This is a genomic window from Pseudomonas sp. P135, assembly GCF_020312125.1.
Lineage (GTDB): Bacteria > Pseudomonadota > Gammaproteobacteria > Pseudomonadales > Pseudomonadaceae > Aquipseudomonas > Aquipseudomonas fragariae.
On record NZ_JAGPYR010000009.1, the window covers coordinates 135,006 to 151,045 of the forward strand.

At 60.7% G+C, this 16,040-nt stretch carries 18 protein-coding genes; all 18 read left to right on the forward strand.

Annotated features, from left to right (window positions below; genetic code table 11):
• Window position 1 precedes the first annotated feature (1 nt).
• Window positions 2-1,234 carry a S49 family peptidase gene (locus KBY08_RS16085; RefSeq protein WP_225651192.1) on the forward strand — a complete coding sequence of 411 codons (1,233 nt, stop codon included), beginning with the start codon at window positions 2-4 and terminating at the stop codon, window positions 1,232-1,234.
• A gap of 13 nt (window positions 1,235-1,247) precedes the next feature.
• Entirely contained in the window at window positions 1,248-1,598 is a 351-nt protein-coding gene (locus KBY08_RS16090) for a head decoration protein (RefSeq protein ID WP_225651193.1), read from the forward strand.
• Between the two features lie 12 nt (window positions 1,599-1,610).
• Window positions 1,611-2,639 (forward strand): major capsid protein, encoded by a 1,029-nt coding sequence (locus tag KBY08_RS16095; protein WP_005619096.1) that lies wholly within the window; start codon window positions 1,611-1,613, stop codon window positions 2,637-2,639.
• Between the two features lies 1 nt (window position 2,640).
• On the forward strand, window positions 2,641-2,862 hold the full coding sequence (locus KBY08_RS16100; protein WP_225651194.1) for a hypothetical protein: 222 nt from the start codon (window positions 2,641-2,643) through the stop codon (window positions 2,860-2,862).
• Between the two features lie 2 nt (window positions 2,863-2,864).
• A complete protein-coding gene (locus tag KBY08_RS16105; RefSeq protein ID WP_010425610.1) occupies window positions 2,865-3,179 on the forward strand; it encodes a hypothetical protein in 315 nt (104 codons plus the stop codon).
• Window positions 3,176-3,832 (forward strand): phage tail protein, encoded by a 657-nt coding sequence (locus KBY08_RS16110; protein ID WP_225651195.1) that lies wholly within the window; start codon window positions 3,176-3,178, stop codon window positions 3,830-3,832. The genes KBY08_RS16105 and KBY08_RS16110 overlap by 4 nt, the downstream gene beginning before the upstream one ends.
• Window positions 3,825-4,376, forward strand: coding sequence for a hypothetical protein (locus KBY08_RS16115; RefSeq protein WP_024692790.1), 552 nt, complete (start codon window positions 3,825-3,827; stop codon window positions 4,374-4,376). Before KBY08_RS16110 ends, KBY08_RS16115 begins: the two co-directional genes overlap by 8 nt.
• Window positions 4,351-4,911: a phage baseplate assembly protein V gene (locus tag KBY08_RS16120; protein ID WP_046235077.1), complete on the forward strand. Its 561-nt coding sequence runs from the start codon at window positions 4,351-4,353 to the stop codon at window positions 4,909-4,911. The genes KBY08_RS16115 and KBY08_RS16120 overlap by 26 nt, the downstream gene beginning before the upstream one ends.
• A 55-nt stretch (window positions 4,912-4,966) precedes the next feature.
• Window positions 4,967-5,212, forward strand: a complete 246-nt coding sequence (locus KBY08_RS16125; protein WP_225651196.1) for a hypothetical protein — start codon at window positions 4,967-4,969, stop codon at window positions 5,210-5,212.
• A 5-nt stretch (window positions 5,213-5,217) separates the two neighbouring features.
• Complete coding sequence (locus KBY08_RS16130; RefSeq protein WP_024683894.1) at window positions 5,218-5,544, forward strand: GPW/gp25 family protein; 327 nt, start codon at window positions 5,218-5,220, stop codon at window positions 5,542-5,544.
• Window positions 5,541-6,422 carry a baseplate J/gp47 family protein gene (locus KBY08_RS16135; RefSeq protein ID WP_225651197.1) on the forward strand — a complete coding sequence of 294 codons (882 nt, stop codon included), beginning with the start codon at window positions 5,541-5,543 and terminating at the stop codon, window positions 6,420-6,422. Before KBY08_RS16130 ends, KBY08_RS16135 begins: the two co-directional genes overlap by 4 nt.
• 1 nt (window position 6,423) lies before the next feature.
• On the forward strand, window positions 6,424-7,029 hold the full coding sequence (locus tag KBY08_RS16140) for a phage tail protein I (protein WP_225651198.1): 606 nt from the start codon (window positions 6,424-6,426) through the stop codon (window positions 7,027-7,029).
• On the forward strand, window positions 7,026-10,151 hold the full coding sequence (locus tag KBY08_RS26505) for a phage tail protein (RefSeq protein WP_318654642.1): 3,126 nt from the start codon (window positions 7,026-7,028) through the stop codon (window positions 10,149-10,151). Before KBY08_RS16140 ends, KBY08_RS26505 begins: the two co-directional genes overlap by 4 nt.
• Before the next feature lie 3 nt (window positions 10,152-10,154).
• Window positions 10,155-10,730 carry a hypothetical protein gene (locus KBY08_RS16150; protein ID WP_225651199.1) on the forward strand — a complete coding sequence of 192 codons (576 nt, stop codon included), beginning with the start codon at window positions 10,155-10,157 and terminating at the stop codon, window positions 10,728-10,730.
• 120 nt (window positions 10,731-10,850) lie between these two features.
• Window positions 10,851-12,023: a phage tail sheath family protein gene (locus tag KBY08_RS16155; protein WP_225651200.1), complete on the forward strand. Its 1,173-nt coding sequence runs from the start codon at window positions 10,851-10,853 to the stop codon at window positions 12,021-12,023.
• Between the two features lie 12 nt (window positions 12,024-12,035).
• Window positions 12,036-12,539, forward strand: a complete 504-nt coding sequence (locus KBY08_RS16160) for a phage major tail tube protein (protein ID WP_004663012.1) — start codon at window positions 12,036-12,038, stop codon at window positions 12,537-12,539.
• A gap of 9 nt (window positions 12,540-12,548) precedes the next feature.
• Complete coding sequence (locus tag KBY08_RS16165) at window positions 12,549-12,869, forward strand: phage tail assembly protein (RefSeq protein ID WP_024692796.1); 321 nt, start codon at window positions 12,549-12,551, stop codon at window positions 12,867-12,869.
• 139 nt (window positions 12,870-13,008) lie between these two features.
• Window positions 13,009-16,038, forward strand: coding sequence for a phage tail tape measure protein (locus tag KBY08_RS16170; protein ID WP_225651201.1), 3,030 nt, complete (start codon window positions 13,009-13,011; stop codon window positions 16,036-16,038).
• Window positions 16,039-16,040 lie beyond the last annotated feature (2 nt).

Sequence of the window (16,040 nt, forward strand, 5' to 3'; positions counted from 1 at the left end):
CATGCCCCGCGCATTGGAGCTGGCTGCATCGCAGCCTTGGCTAATGCTGCCTGACGCCCTGGATAACCTGCTGACCATTGCCGACCGCATGGGCGATCCGGGTGCGTTGGAGAGCAAAACCGGTATTCGGCTGGAGAACAGCCGCACGGTCAGCGTTCGCAACGGCGTCGCCATCATCCCGGTGGTCGGTCCGGTTTTTCGCTACGCCAATCTGTTTACCGAGATAAGTGGCGCGACCAGCACCCAGGTACTGGCCACCGACCTGCAGTCGGCACTGGATGACCCAAGCATCAAGTCCATCATCCTCAACATCGACAGCCCTGGCGGAGTGGCGGCGGGCATCAACGAGCTGGCTGACCAGATCCATGCGGGACGTGCGCGTAAGCGCATTGTCGCCTACGTCGGTGGAACGGGGGCCAGCGCTGCTTACTGGCTGGCTTCTGCGGCCAGCGAGATTGTCATCGACGAGACGGCGTTGCTCGGCAGCATCGGCGTTGTGGTGGAAGCCGTGGTCGAGGGTGAGGCCAGCAGCGGCCGCAAGCGTTACCAGATCGTCAGTCGCAACGCTCCCAACAAACGGCTGGACATGGCCACCGAAGAGGGGCGCGCCAAGGTCGGTGAAACCGTGGACGCGATGGGCGAGGTGTTTGTGGCCAAGGTCGCCCGCAACCTTGGCGTGGCATCCGACGCTGTTCCTGCAATGGGAGATTTTGGCGGCTTGCGGGTAGGTGCCGCAGCCGTTGAATCGGGCCTTGCTCACCGCCTGGGCTCTCTGGAAGGACTAATTACCGAACTGGCCAAACCGGCCGCGACACAACCGAGGACATTCACTATGACCACCGTCAACTCCACCGCTCAGCTGCGCGAAGCACTGGCCGCTGGCACCGACCCAAACACCATCGAAATTGCCCAGGCCAGCCAGTCCGAACTGGAGACTGCACGTACGCAAGCCAGCACGCAGGCGGTCACCGCTGAGCGTGAGCGCATCAAGGGCATCAACGGTCTGGCCAGTAAGGGCTTTGAGGCCGAGATCACGACGGCCATCGATTCCGGGGCCTCGGTCGAGGCAACTGCTTTGCAGTTGTTCAAGGCTGCCCAGGACCGTGGCATTTCGTTGAGCGCCATTAAGGCCGACAGCACCCGTGCGTCGACTTCTACACCCGCCGATGGCAACGCTCAGGGTGAGCGCAAAGCCGTAGTCGGAGCCATTGTCGCGGGCGCTTCGCGTCGCTGATCAGGAGAACATCATGAGTAATCCAACCCGTCAGACCTACGTCCCCAGTCATCTCTCCGCAGGTGCATTCCCTGTGGTGATTGAGACCGGAATCATTGCGGCAGGCCAGAAACTCAAGCGCGGCGCGGTGCTCGGTCAGGTCGATGCCTCTGGCGAGTACGTGCTCTGCGCCGCCGCTGCCGACAACGGCTCTCAGGCCCCCAGGGCTGTGCTTGATCAAGACGTGGATACCACCGGTGGTGCTTTTCCAGCATCGATCCTTCTCACCGGCGAGGTGCTGGGCTCTGAGCTCATGTTGGGCGAAGGCCTGTCACTCGCCAAAGCAAAAGCAGCCCTGCGGCCGCTGTGCCTGTTCATTCGTTAACCGGAGCTTCTGATGGATATTTTTGACACCCGTACCATGCTTGAAGCCGTCGAGCAGATGCCCACGGCGCGACGTTTTCTGCTGAACACGTTCTTCAATGGCGGCAGCCCCGTGACGTTCCCCACCAAAACGGTGGACATTGATATCGTCAAAGGCCAGCGTAAAATGGCGCCGTTTGTTCATCCGCGCCTGCCCGGCAGCATTTCACTTCGTGACGGATACCGGACTGACTCCTACGCGCCGCCGTACATCCAGCCCAAGCGTGAAACGACCGCTGAGCTGGTCCTCAAACGCTCGGCAGGGGACAACCCTTTTTCCAGCCGATCGCCGTTGGAGCGGGCAGGCCAGATGCTGGGCAAGGATCTGCGCGATCTGGATGACGAGATCATTCGTCGCGAGGAGTGGATGTGTGCCCAGGCACTGACCACCGGCAAGGTCCGCGTGCTGGGCGACGGCGTTGATGACACCATCGATTTTCTCATGGCGAATGATCACAAGATCACGCTGGGCACCGGCCAGTGGGGCAGCGACGACTCGGACCCGATTGGCAACCTGCGCGCTTGGAAACGCAAGATCGCCAAAGACTCTGGCCGCACTGCCAATACCGCTGCGCTCAGTGGTGAGGCGCTTGATGCATTCCAGTCCAATCTGACGGTCATCAAGCAGCTGAACACTCGCCGCGTCGACATGGGCCTGATCAAGCCGGAAGAGCTGCCGGACGGCGTCACGTATCTCGGCTACCTGAACGATCCGGGCGTCGACCTTTACGGCTATGACGAGTGGTATCTGGATGACGAAGGGGATGAGCAACCCATGATCCCAGCGGGCGGCCTGATTCTGGGCGCGACGTCCACGCGTAACGCCATGCTTTACGGTGCGATTCAGGACCTGGAAGCCATCGAGAGCGGGCTGGTCGAAGCGGCGCGCTTCCCCAAGAGCTGGACGACCCAGGAGCCGAGCGCTCGCTGGTTGAAGCTTCAGAGCGCGGCACTCGCGGGTTTGCTGGAGCCGGACGCATTCATCTACGCCAAGGTGGTGTGAGATGGCCAAGAAGCCCGGCTATATCGTGGTGGACGGCTGCATTCAGGAGGGGCGCAACGTTATCCTCAGAGGCAGCCCATATACCCCGGCCAGCAAAGAGATGGAGGATGCGCTGGTTGCAGAAGGGCGTATCGCCTTGAGCACGGACCCTCGTGCGCAAGAGGCTATCCAGTCCCAGGCAGCAAGCCGTGACGAAGCTGCTGACGAAGCCGACGGTGACTGAACATGAGCTTTCGAGAACTGGCTGAGGACATGGACGCCCAGATCCTTGAATCTCTGGGCGATATCGCAACCGTCGACGGACGCGATATCGCAGGGTTTCTTTCAATCCCGTGGCTGCAACCCAAGCTCGGACGCATCAACACCGGCATCAGGGAACCGCACTTCACGATACGCGTTCATGACGCTACTGCGGTTGCGATTGGTCAGATCGTCTCCATTGACCTGCCTGAGCAGGACGGGGGTGGTCGGTATGACCTGGTTGGCCTGGAGCCAGACGGTACAGGCTGGGTGTCTCTTATCCTGAGGCTAAAGCGATGAGCATAGGCAGTTTCTACAAGCAGTCGGCCAAGGACGGGATGATCACCCTGCAGCCTTCTGCGGGGGATCTTGATGCCTTCAAGGACTTTGCGGCGGCGGTTCCCAAAGCGGCGGCAGCGGCCCAGCGGCGTGCCATCAACAAGACGCTTCGTTGGTTGCGTACGCATATCGCCAGGGCCATCGGCCGGCAAGAGCGCATCGCTGTGACCGCAGTGCGTCAGCGTCTGCGTGCCTACCCGGTCACTGCTGGCGCGATGCGCGGAAAACTCTGGATGGGCTTAGATGCGATCTCGGCCAGCCGAATTGGACGGGCTCGGCAGAGCCGTACAGGTGTATCGGTCGCGGGTCGCCGGTATCAAGGTGCTTTTTTGAAGACGGTGTATGGCGGTAGTCCCGACATATGGATCCGCACGGCGAGCAAGCATTTTGATGCAAGCGATTACGAGCAAACTCGTCAGGGAAAACGCCGGTCGGGTTTCATTGAAGAGAATGGCAGCCGCTTCCCCCTCGCTAAGGCCAAGGTCTCGCTCGAAGGGGCGCGGCCGCATTTTGATGAGTGGGTCAAACGTGCCGATGCGCGTTTGATTGAGATCCTCAAGCAGGAATTCAACTTCGAACTGCAGAAGTATCTGAGAGGAACAGCCCGTGTCTGACGAAGCTTTCAGCCTTGATCAGCTCTATGCAGCGATTGAGCACCATATCCGCGACGCGATTGGCGGGCTGGAGTATGTCGGCACCATGCCCGACATGCTGCAACAGATAGCTGTGCCAGCAGTGCTGTTGGAAGTATCGGAGTTTGAGCCCGGTATTGATCAAGGCACTGGCGAGTCCGCATTCATCGCACGGTTCGAAGCTCGTGTCATTGTCGGTTCAGAGCGTGACGAGTGCCAGAAGCAAGCGGCATTTGCCGCGACCCAACTGGCGGTGTTGTTGCGCGGACAGACTTGGGGTCTGCCTGTCAACGAAGCTGAGTTTATCCGGGCCGCTCAGGACTGGTCCCGTCCCGAACTGGATGGGTACGCGGTCTGGCTGATCGAGTGGACGCAGGGCATTTATCTGGGCGACGAGGAGTGGCCGTGGCCCGATCAACCGCCTGGCAGCTTGGTCTGGGGTTTCAGCCCTGATATCGGGCCAGGTAATGAAGAGTTCTATCGATCTGCGGAGGAGCTGAATGAGCTACGCGAGCGCAGCGCATGACCGAATGCTGGCGGCGCTCATCATTCCCTGCCGCGTAGAGGCCGTTGATCTCGGTGCCGCGATGGTCCGCGTGACCGATGGCGCTGGCTGGACCAGTGCCTGGGTCCGTTGGCATAGCCAGGCAGCGGGCAAGGCGCGCCATTGGCGGGTCCCAACGCTGGGCGAGCAGGGTGCCCTCATCAGCCCCAGCGGAGATCCTGCGCAAGGCACATTCGTTCCTGGGCTTTACGGCAATGCAGGTGCGCCGCCCGATAACCGCGACCACGTAGAGGTATGGCGCTTCGACGATGGCGGTTCTCTGGTCTACGACTGGCAGGCCCATACCTACACGATCAGCCTGCCTACGGGCACTGTGACGGTGAAGGTCGGCGCTTCGACGGTGGTCGTGACGGATGATTCCGCAACCGTTCAATCGCCCTCGATCAACCTCACGGGCAACGTGAAAATCGACGGGTCGTTGCTGGTCACCGGCAACGTGACCGGTATGGGTACGATCCTCGACACCCTGGGCAACAGCAATCACCACAAGCATTGATCCCATTGTTTGACCATCCCCGCGCTATGCGGGTTTTTTGCGTCTGGAGAAAAGCATGAGCAAAACCAAAACCGAGTCGGCGTCTACGGATCTCGTTATCACCGTCGCTCCGCGTGCGTCGTCGCTTGCATCGGAACCTGCACAGATCGGCTTCCGTGACACGGTATTCACTTCCCGAACTGTGGTGCTGCCCAATGGCGGCCTGGTCGACGTGGCACAGGGCGTTGCCTCGGTGAATTCCTCCGATGCCGACGCGCTGGCCTACCTGAAAGCGCATGAAGAGTTTGAGCCGCTGGAGTAATCACGATGATCGGAATGGACCGCGAGACGGGCTTGCCCTTGTCGGGCCTCGATCACCTGCGTCAGTCCATTGCGGACATTCTGACCACGCCAGAAGGCAGTCGCAGGATCCGTCCCGAGTACGGCAGCAAGCTGGCCCGGTTCGTTGATTTACCGGTCACGGCCGGTTGGCGCAGCGCCGTGCAAGCCGAGGTCAGCCGAGCCATCGGGCGATGGGAACCGCGGGTGAGGCTCGAGTCCGTGCGCGCTATATCGGTGATTGATGGGCAAGTCACGTTCGCTTTGAAAGGTACGTATCAGGGCGATAGCTTCACGTTGGAGGTCACAGCATGAGTGCGGTGGATCTGTCGGCGCTGCCTGCGCCGCAAGTGCTGGAACCGTTGGACGTTGAAACCACCTATGAGGAAGCACTGGGCATTTTCCGGGACTGGATGGGTAACAACTGGAATGCTGCGCTTGAGAGCGATCCCGTCACGAAACTGATTGAACTGGGTGCTTACAACAAGCTCGGCAATCGCGCCCGTGTCAACGATGGGTGCAAGGCCTTGTTGCTGGCTTACGCCCGTAAATCTGACCTGGATCAGCTGGCCTTCAACGTCAACCTCAAACGCCTGGTGATTCAGGCCGAAGACCTGACGACCTTTCCCCCAACGGCTGAGGTGAAGGAAGAGGACGACGCGCTGCGCGAGCGTATCCAGTTGGTCTATGAGGGGCTGACTACTGCAGGTCCGCGTAACAGCTACATCCTGCATGCCCGGAACTCGTCGGGTTTGGTTGCTGACGCCACGGCCGAAAGCCCGTCACCCTCGACGGTGGTCGTCACGGTCCTGGCTTTGAGTGAGACCGGCATTGCCCCCCAGTCATTGCTTGACGAGGTGCGCGACTACCTGAGCGACGAGAACATTCGTCCGCTGGGTGATCGGTTGATAGTGCAGAGCGCTGAAATCCTGCCTTACACCATCAACGCGGTGGTGCATATGGTCGGTACTGGCTCGGAGAACGAGACCATTCTGGCTCAGTGTGAAGCGCGCTTGAAGGCCTGGGTCAATCCTCGGCGGCGCTTGGGGGTTGAGGTGGCTCGCTCGGCTATCGACGCCCAGCTGCACATCGCAGGCGTTCGTCGCGTGGATCTGGGTGACTGGGCGGACATTCTGCCCAGCAAGGCACAGGCCGCCTATTGCAAGGGCTTCACGCTGACCAAGGGTGACTGACATGAAGAGTCTATTGCCCAACAGCAGCACGCAGCTTGAGCGTGCCATTGAGGCTGCGATAGTCGATACCACGCCCGTGCCCTTGCGCACACTTTACAACCCGGACACCTGTCCGGTGGAACTGCTGCCGCACCTGGCTTCGTCATGGTCCGTCGACCGTTGGGATGAGAAGTGGTCGGAGCCGGTCAAGCGTAATGCCGTCAAGGCTTCGTTCTATGTCCACGCGCACAAGGGCACCATCGGCGCGTTGCGTCGGGTGGTCGAGCCTTTGGGCTATCTGATCGACATCGTGGAGTGGTGGCAGCTCAACCCGCTGGGCGAGCCCGGCACGTTCCAGCTGAAAGTAGGCGTACTGGACACCGGCATCACGGAGCAGATGTACGAAGAGCTGACGGCGCTGATCGATGACGCCAAGCCTGTTTCCCGCCACTTGATCGGCCTTGCCATCAGTCTGGAAACCACCGGCAGCACCTATCTGAGCGCCTCTGTGCAAGAAGGCGACATCATCGACGTTTACCCACCGCAACAGCGAGACATTGTCGTCTCGGGTGTTATCGGTCGTGGCGGACGTGAAGAAACTATCGACACCCTGGATGTGTATTCATGATCGATCAAAATTCGCAGTTTTACGCCATCCTGACCAATATCGGCGTCGCCAAACAGGCCAATGCCGATGCTCTGGGCATTGGCTGGAAGATTACCCAGATGGGCGTAGGGGATGCCAACGGCGCGGACCCGCAGCCGGACGCCAGCCAAAAAGCGCTGATCAACGAATGGCGTCGAGCGCCCTTGAATCAGCTTACCCAAGACCCGGCCAACCCGGCGATTATCGTCGCTGAGCAGGTCATTCCTGCCGAGGTCGGTGGAAAGTGGATTCGTGAAATCGGCTTGTACGATGCTGACGGTGATCTGGTGGCGATTGCCAACTGCGCGCCGTCGTTCAAGCCATTGCTGGCGCAAGGCTCTGGCCGCACGCAGGTTGTGCGGATGAACCTGATCGTCAGCAACTCGGCCAATGTCGAACTGAAAATTGATCCCAGTGTGGTGTTGGCAACACGCGAGTTTGTAATCAGTGAACTGGCGCGGCAGGACTTCAAGCATTCCGTTCTGGTGGCCACCACGACCAACATCGCGTTGAGCGGCCTGCAGACCATCGACGGAGTGGCAGTGCCCTCCGGCAAGCGCGTGCTGGTGGTCAAGCAGACCGCCGCCCGTGAAAACGGCATTTGGGTGACAGCGGCGGGCGCTTGGGCTCGGGCTGCTGATGCGGACATTGACCCGCGTGTTACGTCGGGCCTGCTGGTTCACGTCGAGCAAGGCAGCGTCAATGGTGATAGCGGCTGGCAGTTGATCACGGACGGTACTATCTCTCTGGGTGTCACCCCGTTGGCCTTTGAGATGGCTTGGGGGCGCACGGGCGTGGAGGCGGGCACGTATCGTAGTGTCACCGTCGACAAATATGGTCGTGTGGTGGCGGCCAGCAATCCGACGACCGTTGCTGGCTATGGCTTGACGGATGTCTACACCAAAACGCAGGTCGATAGCGCGCTGGCTGCCAAGGCGAACCTGGCAAGCCCGGTGCTGACAGGCACGCCGAAAGCACCCACTCCAGCCGCGTCGTCCAACAACGAGCAGTTGGCTACAACCGCGTTTGTTCAGCAGCTGTTTACTGTCCTGGTAGGGGCTGCGCCAGAGACGCTGAACCAGATCAACGAGATTGCGGCCGCGCTGGGCAACGATGCCAATTTCTCGACCACGATGATGAACGCCCTGGCGTTAAGGGCCCCCATTGCCAGCCCGGTGTTTACGGGTGATCCAAGGGCTCCTACTCCCGCGCTGACCGACAACGACACTAGTATTTCAACCACAGGTTTCACTCGTGGTTTGCTGGCGCTGTTTGGGATCGGAACTGATTCTGCACCGCTCGTGCAGGATGCAAACGATGCCCCGTTAAGCGGGATGTTCCGCATGGCTTCAACCGGCGTAAACATCCCGGCGACTGCCAATGCGACCTTGATTTGCGCGCGGTACAACAACGGCGGCGCACTACAGATTTTTGCAGCCTTGGCAGGGGCGGGCGGCTACCCGAGCCTGTTTTGGCGCACGCAGGCGGCCGGTGGCTGGACCACTTGGCGCGAGTTTGCGCCGACAGATTCACCTGTGCTGACCGGAGCACCCACGGCCCCCACGCCGTCGGTGGTCGACAGCAGTAACAGAATCGCCACGATGTCGGCGCTGTGGAATGTCCTCGGCACCTACAACATCGGCACGCTCGCAACGGTGGCGCTGGTGCTTACGTCAAACAGCGATTGGGCCAAGCCGGGCGGCTGGAGCGGCTATATCAACGTTGGTGCAAGCAAGCTGAATGGCGTAACGGTCCCGCTGGATTCGGGCGGTGGGTCGCCGGGTTATGGCATGTGGTGCATTACGGGTCGTCGGGATAACTCCAACGGCTACACCGGTATTTTCACCGATTTCTCCAATGGCAAAACCTGGACTGCATCCGCTGCGGTGGGTGGTAACGGGCCAGTGTTCACCGAGCTGTTAACGGCGGACTCGCCTGTTTTCAAAGGCACGCCGAAAGGTCCTACGCCGGAAACGAATACGGCGGGCAATCAGCTGGTAACGCAAGATTTTGTGCGCAGCTGGGCGCGAAAGTTTATCGGTGTGGGTGTTGGGGTGTCGGCTTCTACCTATTCGGTTAGCCCAGCGCAAAACGGATGCTGGTTCAACATCACGTCGCCCAATGCCGTTGTCGCGCTCCCTGCGGCGGCCAGCGTGCCGGATGGCACCACGTTCCTGTTCCGAAACAGCGCCGGGAACGCATCTATCACGCTGACCGTTCCGACTGGAAATATCCTCACGGGCGTAAGCGGTCTGACGTTGGTGCTGGGGCCGTTTGAAATGATCGAACTGGCGTCAAGCGGGACCTCGTACTGGGCAGTAAATCGCTGTTCCATGATGCAACTGGCCCGCGTCGAAAGCCCTGCATTTATCGGGACTCCGACCGCTCCCACACCTGCACCGGGGGATGCGTCCAAACAGATCGTAAACACCGAGTTTCTGCGTTCGGAAATGAGCCGGCTGAAATCGATAGTTCGCTTTACCGCAAATGGGAATTGGACTTGCCCAGATGGGGTAACGACGATCTGGGTGTCTGGAAGCGCTGGTGGCGGCGGTGGTGGCAGCGGTGGCGGGCTATCGCAGCAGGGGGCGGGAGGCGGCGGTGGTGGAAACGCCGGTCAGTTTGTACTTGCGGAAGCGATCACTGTCGTGCCGGGAACTGTCTACGCGATCACTATCGGCGCGGGCGGTGCGGCGGGTGCGACGGCGGCAAGTGGCGCGGCCGGGAAAAATGGTGGAGCCGGTGGGGTCACGCGTTTTGGCACTTTGCTGGGGCTCGCGGCAGGTGGCGGTGGGGCAGGTGGTGACATTACCACCGGCGCTGGTGGTTCTGCGGCCAGCTTGGGGGGTGGTGGTGGATCTGACGGAACCGATGCCCGTGGGCAGTACCTGGGTGGTGACGGCGGCTCTGGTGGTCCTGGCCCGTTCGGTACGGCCGGTGGTCGAGGTCGTGCCGGTGCGGGTGGTGGAGGTGTCGGTCGTACCGGGAGTGGTTTTGGCGGTGGCGGCGGTGGCGGCGGTGCGGGGTATGGCACCGCTGGCGGCACTGCTAATGGTGGCGCTGGGAGTCCCGGACTTCCTGGCATTCTGATTCTGGAGTATTAATTAATGCGTTACGCATACTTCGACCCGATCACCCGCGAGGTGATCGGCTGGTTTGATACCGAGGCTCTAGATTGCATCCTGCCTGACGCTGATCTGTTGGTGCCTCTCTCCCTGGACGCATGGGAAGCGAACGCAAATGAACCACGCTGGGTGGATGAAAACCATGTGCTGAGCAGCACCCTGCCTGTTGTGCCGGTCAATCTCGATCAAATCAAGGCCAACAAGCTGGTCGAGATTAGCAGCGCATGCGCTGCTGCCATCGTCGGTGGTTTTATCAGCAGCGCTCTGGGCGAGCCTCACACCTATCCATCGCAAGCGACTGATCAGTCCAATTTGATGGCCGCCGTGCTGTCCTCGCTGTCGGCCCCGGCCGACAGCTGGGAAACGCCAGTCTGGTGCGTCGACGCAAAGGGTGCAGGCGCTTACCGCATGCACACGGCTGCACAAGTGCAGGCGGTGGGTAATGATTCGTTGAATGCGCGCAATGCCGCGCTCACGCGCAAAGCAGCGCTTGAGGAGCGTATTCGACAGGCTGTGATCGTCGAGCAAGTCCAGTCATCGAGCTGGCCAACCAAATAGGAACCGGCGCTGCGCCGCTGTCCTCCCTGAACGCCCCGTGACCTAGGGCGTTTTCGCTTCTGTTCTGTTTTCCCCTGGGCCTCGCTATGCGGGGCTTTTTCATATCTGGAGATTGGCTCTATGAGTTTCTTTCACGGCATCACCATGACGACCGTCGACACCGGGGCACGCACCATCTCGCTGCCGTCGTCCTCGATCATCGGACTGTGCGACGTTTTCACCCCGAGTACCTCGCCTGAGGTCGTTCAGTTGGCAGCCGTCAACGAGCTGAAAATGATCACCAGTGAACGCGAAGCCATTGCAGCTTGGGGCGCAGATGCGCCGATTACCAAGGCGTGCCAGGCGATCTTTACGCGGGCCAAGGCCGTTATCGTGGGGTGTGGCGTTGCTGCAGGTTCGACCGCCGCTGAACTGACCTCTGCCGTCATTGGCGGTGTGCTCGCGTCCGGTAAGCGTACAGGTCTGCAAGCGCTGATTGACGGCAAGAGCCTGTTCAACGCACAGCCGCGACTGCTGATCGCGCCCAAGCATTCGGCCACGCTCGCCGTGGCCACCGCGATGGATGGTTTGGCTGCCAAGTTGCGCGCCATCGCTATTGTTGACGGGCCAGGTACGACCGATGAAGCGGCGATGGCCTACGCGAAAAACTTCGGCAGTAAACGCATCTTCATGTGTGATCCCGGCGTTCAGTACTGGGACACCACGGCCAGCGAGACCGTTGATGCCCCTGCGTCTGCTTGGGTCGCGGGCCTCTTTGCCTGGACTGACACGGAGTACGGTTTCTGGGCATCGCCGTCGAACAAGGACTTTGTCGGCATCACCGGCACTACCAGGCCTGTCGAGTACCTGGCCGGTGACGCGACGTGCCGGGCCAACCTGCTGAACAACGCCAATATCGCGACGATCATCCGCGACGACGGCTATCGCTTGTGGGGCAACCGCACGTTGTCCAGTGATGCGAAGTGGGCATTCGTGACTCGGGTCCGCACGCTCGACATCGTCATGGATGCAATCCAGGCAGGGCACAAGTGGGCAGTCGACCGCTCGATCACCAAAACCTACGTCAAGGACGTGACAGAAGGCCTGCAAGCCTTTATGCGCGATCTGAAAAACCAAGGGGCGATCATCAATTTCGAGGTCTACGCGGACACCGAGTTGAACACTGCCAGCCAGCTGGAGCAGGGCAAGGTGTACTGGAACATCCGTTTTACCGACGTGCCGCCTGCCGAAAACCCGAATTTCCGCGTTGAAGTCACCAATCAGTGGCTGACCGAAGTCCTCGAAGCCGCTTAAGGAGCGCTCTACATGATTCCGCAAACCCTCTCCAACACGAACCTGTTCGTCGACGGTATCAACTTCAGCGGTGACGTGCCGGGGCTGACGCTTCCCAAGATGACCCTCAAGACCGAGGAGTACCGCGGCGGCGGCATGGCCGGCCCGGTCGAGGTCGACATGGGCCTGGAAAAGATGGAAGCCAGCTTCACGACTAATGGCGTGCGCCGCGAGTCGCTGAAATTTTTCGGCCTGTCTGATCAGACCGCTTTCAACGGTACATTCAGAGGCTCTTTCAAGGGCCTGAAAGGCGTTGTTACACCGGTGGTGGCCACCTTGCGCGGCATGCTGAAAGAAGTCGATCCGGGCGAGTGGAAGCCCGCCACGGTGGCGGAGATAAAGCACAGCCTCGCCGTCTCCTACTACAAGCTGGAAGTCGACGGTCGTGTTGTTTACGAGATCGACATGGTGAACATGGTGCGCGTGATCGACGGCGTGGACCAACTTGCAGCTGAACGCGCCGCCCTTGGCCTTTAAGGAACGAACATGACTCAAGTAACTGGCAACAACGAACCCACTCCGCTGCCGTCGTGGATCGTCCTGACGGATTCAGGCGCAATCATCACGCTGAAGTACCCGGTGGAAATCAACACCGTGAAAGTCGACAAGGTAACAATGCGCGCACCTTGCGTCAGGGATACCCGCGCTGCAGCGGCTGCAGCCAACGGCAGCCCCGAGGCACACGAACTCCACTTGTTCTGCAGCCTGATCGAGGCAGGCAGGGACGATCTGGACCGGATGAAACAACGCGATTATCGCCGCCTGCAGGAAGGCTATTTTCGCCTGGTCGAAGAGGATGAATTGTAATCCCGAGACCATGAGACAGGCGGCGCGCAAGTTGGCAGCGGAGACGGGCTTTTCCGCTGCTGAGATCGAGGCGATGCCTTTCAATCGAATGTTGTGGTGGATCATGGATTGATCCCCCTTTGAACGCCTCGGGTGGTCTATGAGTGATAGTTTGAAGCTGGGCCTTGTCATCGGCGGTGCGGTCAGTGCAACCGTAGGCAAGGCCTTCAAGGACGTTGAGAGCCGTATCAAGGCGCTGGACGACAAAGGTGCCAAGGCTCGCGTCCTGCAGAGCACGATTGGCGAAACGATCAAGCTGCGCGAGGAGTGGCGTAAAGCCCATGCAACGGGCCAGGCCGGTGCGACCGCCTTACTGTCACGTTTGAATTCAAACCTCGACAGCCTCAAAGCGCAGGGCGTCGAGGTCGGACGGCTGAGCAAAGCCTACAAGGAAATGGGGCGCACGGCTCGTTCTGCCGAGTTGCAGGCCAAGGGCCGACGGCAGATGAGCGAGGGACGAGAGACGGTCAAAAGCTCGGTCGGGCAAGCCGTAGTAGCGGCCGGGGCCTTGGCGATCCCGACCAAAGTTAGTGCGGACTTCGGGGCGATTGTTCGTGACATTGCGATCAAGGCAGGCATCGCCAACAAACCGCAAGAAGCGGAGATGTCACGAACCATCATCACGACCGCCCGTGATACCGGCATGGAGCGCAATCAGGTCGCTGACGTAGTCAATCAACTGGTCGGTGCCGGTATGGAGCTGAGCAAGGCGCTGGAGTACGCGCCGGTTGCCGCCAAATTCGTGGTCGGTCAGGGTTCCGAAGGGACCGACACAGCGAAGATGATTAACGCCCTGGGGCAAAACGCCAAGATCACCGACGCCAAGGAAATGCAGCAAGCTCTGGAGGCCATCGCCTACCAAGGGCAGGCGGGCAGTTTCGAAGCCTCCGACATGGCAAAGTGGTTTCCCGAATTGCTGGCCAACATGGGCAGTATCGGTATCACCGGCATGGACGCGGTGACGCAGCTCGGTGCAATGCTGCAGGTCCAGATGAAGACGGCGGGCAGCTCTGACGAGGCGGCCAACAACCTGAAAAACTGGATGGGCAAAATCGGTGCTTCGGATACGGTCGATGCCTACAAAAAGGCCGGTATCGATTACGAAGGCTCGATGCAAACCGGCCTGCAGAAAGGTATGTCCACGCTGGAGTCCAGCATGGCGTTGGCCCAGCAGTACATCCAGAAGACGGACCCGAAAAAGGCCGAGGCAATGGCGGCCGCCACGGCCAAAATCAGCAAGGAAACAGACCCGGCCAAGGCCAAGGCCATGATGGAATCGCTGTCGCAGGCCTTGAAAACCGGCGACATCTTTGCGGACATGCAGGTCAAGGCGGCGCTTACCGCGTACCTGCAGAACAAGCAGCTGTACAACGATCTGAAATCGCAGTCCCGCAACGCGTCGGGCATTCTCGACAAGAACCTGGCCGAGCGCCGGGAAGGCTCGTCGCAGAAGTGGGCCGAGCTGTCACAGGCGGCCAACGATGCCATGCGCAGCGTGGGCGATGCGATCCGCCCGACAACCGATGCCGTGGCGCAAGGTTTGACGACCGTGGCCCAAGGCATCACGACCGTCAGCGACAAGATGCCGAACCTGGCTATGGGGCTGACGGGGGCCATCGGGGCTTTACTGGTTGCCAAGTCAGCCTTTGGGGCTTTCAAAATCGGCAAGGGCCTGATGAATCTTGCCAGAGGGTCGGTCGGCGGCGGAGCTGGGAAGGTCCAGCAGGTTTTTGTGACCAACGCAAAAGCTGCAGGTGTTGGCAGTACCGCAGCGGCCGCGCCTGGTGCTGCAGCCTCTGGGCGCAAAGCGCGTGTCGCTGCGCTGCTGGGCGTTGGCCTGACAGTGGCGTCCAAAGCAGGTGCGAAGCTCGCCGACAAGGACAAGCCGGATGATGCTAAAGGTGATGACGCCAAGAACGACGAGGCCAAAGGCGCTGATGCAGACGGTGAGGCCAAAAGGCCTAAAGGGTTGCTCGGGGTTGGGTTCACGGCGCTGGAAGCGTACCGCGAAACGCTGGAGGCTGGTGCCGATTCAGATGGCGGCTCCAATGGTTCTGGCGACGGGGACGGCCTGCAACGCGTCTTCGTGGTCAACGCCTCGGAGATAGGTGCAGGATCTGGTTTGCCGGGCCAGCGCGATACACCACGTCGAGGACGGCGATCAGCCCGTGCACGTCGTCGTGCGGGCGCTGCGTCTCGTCCGCCCGTTTTGCCACCGCGTCCAGCTGGTGAGCCACGTATCAGACCTGGTCTGCCGCGTCCGGCCGGTGAGCCGCGCATCCGCCTGGTGCCGCCGAGTCCGGCCGACGCCCCTCGCATTCGTCCGGCCCCCCGTCTGCCCATGCCCGTGCCGCCGCTTCCTGCGGCTGCTGAGCGAAGCATCATGCCTTTGCTGGGCAAGATGGCAGGCAGGGCCAAGGTTTTGCCGGGTGAGGCGGTGATCAGCGCGGGGCTGAAAGCGGTTGAGCTGTATCAGTCGGATGACCCTATCGAGAAAAAACTGGAAGGGGCTACCGAAGTTGCGGGCTCCGCGCTAGGCGGCTGGGGTGGTGCTGCGGCCGGTGCGGCGATTGGCACGATGATTTTGCCGGTCGTGGGCACGGCGATAGGCGCGGCTATTGGCGGTGCTTTGGGGTCTTGGGGCGGCGGTGAGGTCGGCGGCTTGTTGGGCAAAGAGCTGTTCGGCACTCCCGAAAAAGAGAACAAGCCTGTGTCGTTGCTGGCTGCGCCTCCGGTTCCGGTCGCGCTACCCGGACCAGTAGTGCCCACGCTGGGTGCGACGGCCAAGGCTTTCGATAACGACCGGGTGCCGCTTATGGCTCGGGGGCCAGCTCCAGCGTTGGCTCCTTCCGGGCCGCTGATGGGGGATGTCGGTCGGGCCATGACGGAAAAGCCTGCAGCGAGTCCTGCCGCGCCGATTGTCATCAAGCCCGAGGCACCCAATATGCCGACACCTAAGTACGAACAGCAGGTTTCGATAAATGCGCCAATAACACTGACCGTTCAAGGTGATGTGAAAGATCCGCAGCAACTGATGCGAGATCTGGAGCCGATGATTCAGCGAGCTATGCGCGACTCGGCGCAGCAGTCGCAACGGTCGAATCTGTTTGATGCTCCGCACGTCGAGTAGGG

What these genes read in the sequence shown, in the direction of transcription:
- KBY08_RS16085 (WP_225651192.1), top strand. Translation starts at nt 2, where the DNA reads ATGCCCCGCGCATTGGAGCTGGCTGCATCGCAGCCTTGGCTAATGCTG.
- KBY08_RS16090 (WP_225651193.1), top strand. Translation starts at nt 1,248, where the DNA reads ATGAGTAATCCAACCCGTCAGACCTACGTCCCCAGTCATCTCTCCGCA.
- KBY08_RS16095 (WP_005619096.1), top strand. Translation starts at nt 1,611, where the DNA reads ATGGATATTTTTGACACCCGTACCATGCTTGAAGCCGTCGAGCAGATG.
- KBY08_RS16100 (WP_225651194.1), top strand. Translation starts at nt 2,641, where the DNA reads ATGGCCAAGAAGCCCGGCTATATCGTGGTGGACGGCTGCATTCAGGAG.
- KBY08_RS16105 (WP_010425610.1), top strand. Translation starts at nt 2,865, where the DNA reads ATGAGCTTTCGAGAACTGGCTGAGGACATGGACGCCCAGATCCTTGAA.
- KBY08_RS16110 (WP_225651195.1), top strand. Translation starts at nt 3,176, where the DNA reads ATGAGCATAGGCAGTTTCTACAAGCAGTCGGCCAAGGACGGGATGATC.
- KBY08_RS16120 (WP_046235077.1), top strand. Translation starts at nt 4,351, where the DNA reads ATGAGCTACGCGAGCGCAGCGCATGACCGAATGCTGGCGGCGCTCATC.
- KBY08_RS16125 (WP_225651196.1), top strand. Translation starts at nt 4,967, where the DNA reads ATGAGCAAAACCAAAACCGAGTCGGCGTCTACGGATCTCGTTATCACC.
- KBY08_RS16130 (WP_024683894.1), top strand. Translation starts at nt 5,218, where the DNA reads ATGATCGGAATGGACCGCGAGACGGGCTTGCCCTTGTCGGGCCTCGAT.
- KBY08_RS16135 (WP_225651197.1), top strand. Translation starts at nt 5,541, where the DNA reads ATGAGTGCGGTGGATCTGTCGGCGCTGCCTGCGCCGCAAGTGCTGGAA.
- KBY08_RS16140 (WP_225651198.1), top strand. Translation starts at nt 6,424, where the DNA reads ATGAAGAGTCTATTGCCCAACAGCAGCACGCAGCTTGAGCGTGCCATT.
- KBY08_RS26505 (WP_318654642.1), top strand. Translation starts at nt 7,026, where the DNA reads ATGATCGATCAAAATTCGCAGTTTTACGCCATCCTGACCAATATCGGC.
- KBY08_RS16150 (WP_225651199.1), top strand. Translation starts at nt 10,155, where the DNA reads ATGCGTTACGCATACTTCGACCCGATCACCCGCGAGGTGATCGGCTGG.
- KBY08_RS16155 (WP_225651200.1), top strand. Translation starts at nt 10,851, where the DNA reads ATGAGTTTCTTTCACGGCATCACCATGACGACCGTCGACACCGGGGCA.
- KBY08_RS16160 (WP_004663012.1), top strand. Translation starts at nt 12,036, where the DNA reads ATGATTCCGCAAACCCTCTCCAACACGAACCTGTTCGTCGACGGTATC.
- KBY08_RS16165 (WP_024692796.1), top strand. Translation starts at nt 12,549, where the DNA reads ATGACTCAAGTAACTGGCAACAACGAACCCACTCCGCTGCCGTCGTGG.
- KBY08_RS16170 (WP_225651201.1), top strand. Translation starts at nt 13,009, where the DNA reads ATGAGTGATAGTTTGAAGCTGGGCCTTGTCATCGGCGGTGCGGTCAGT.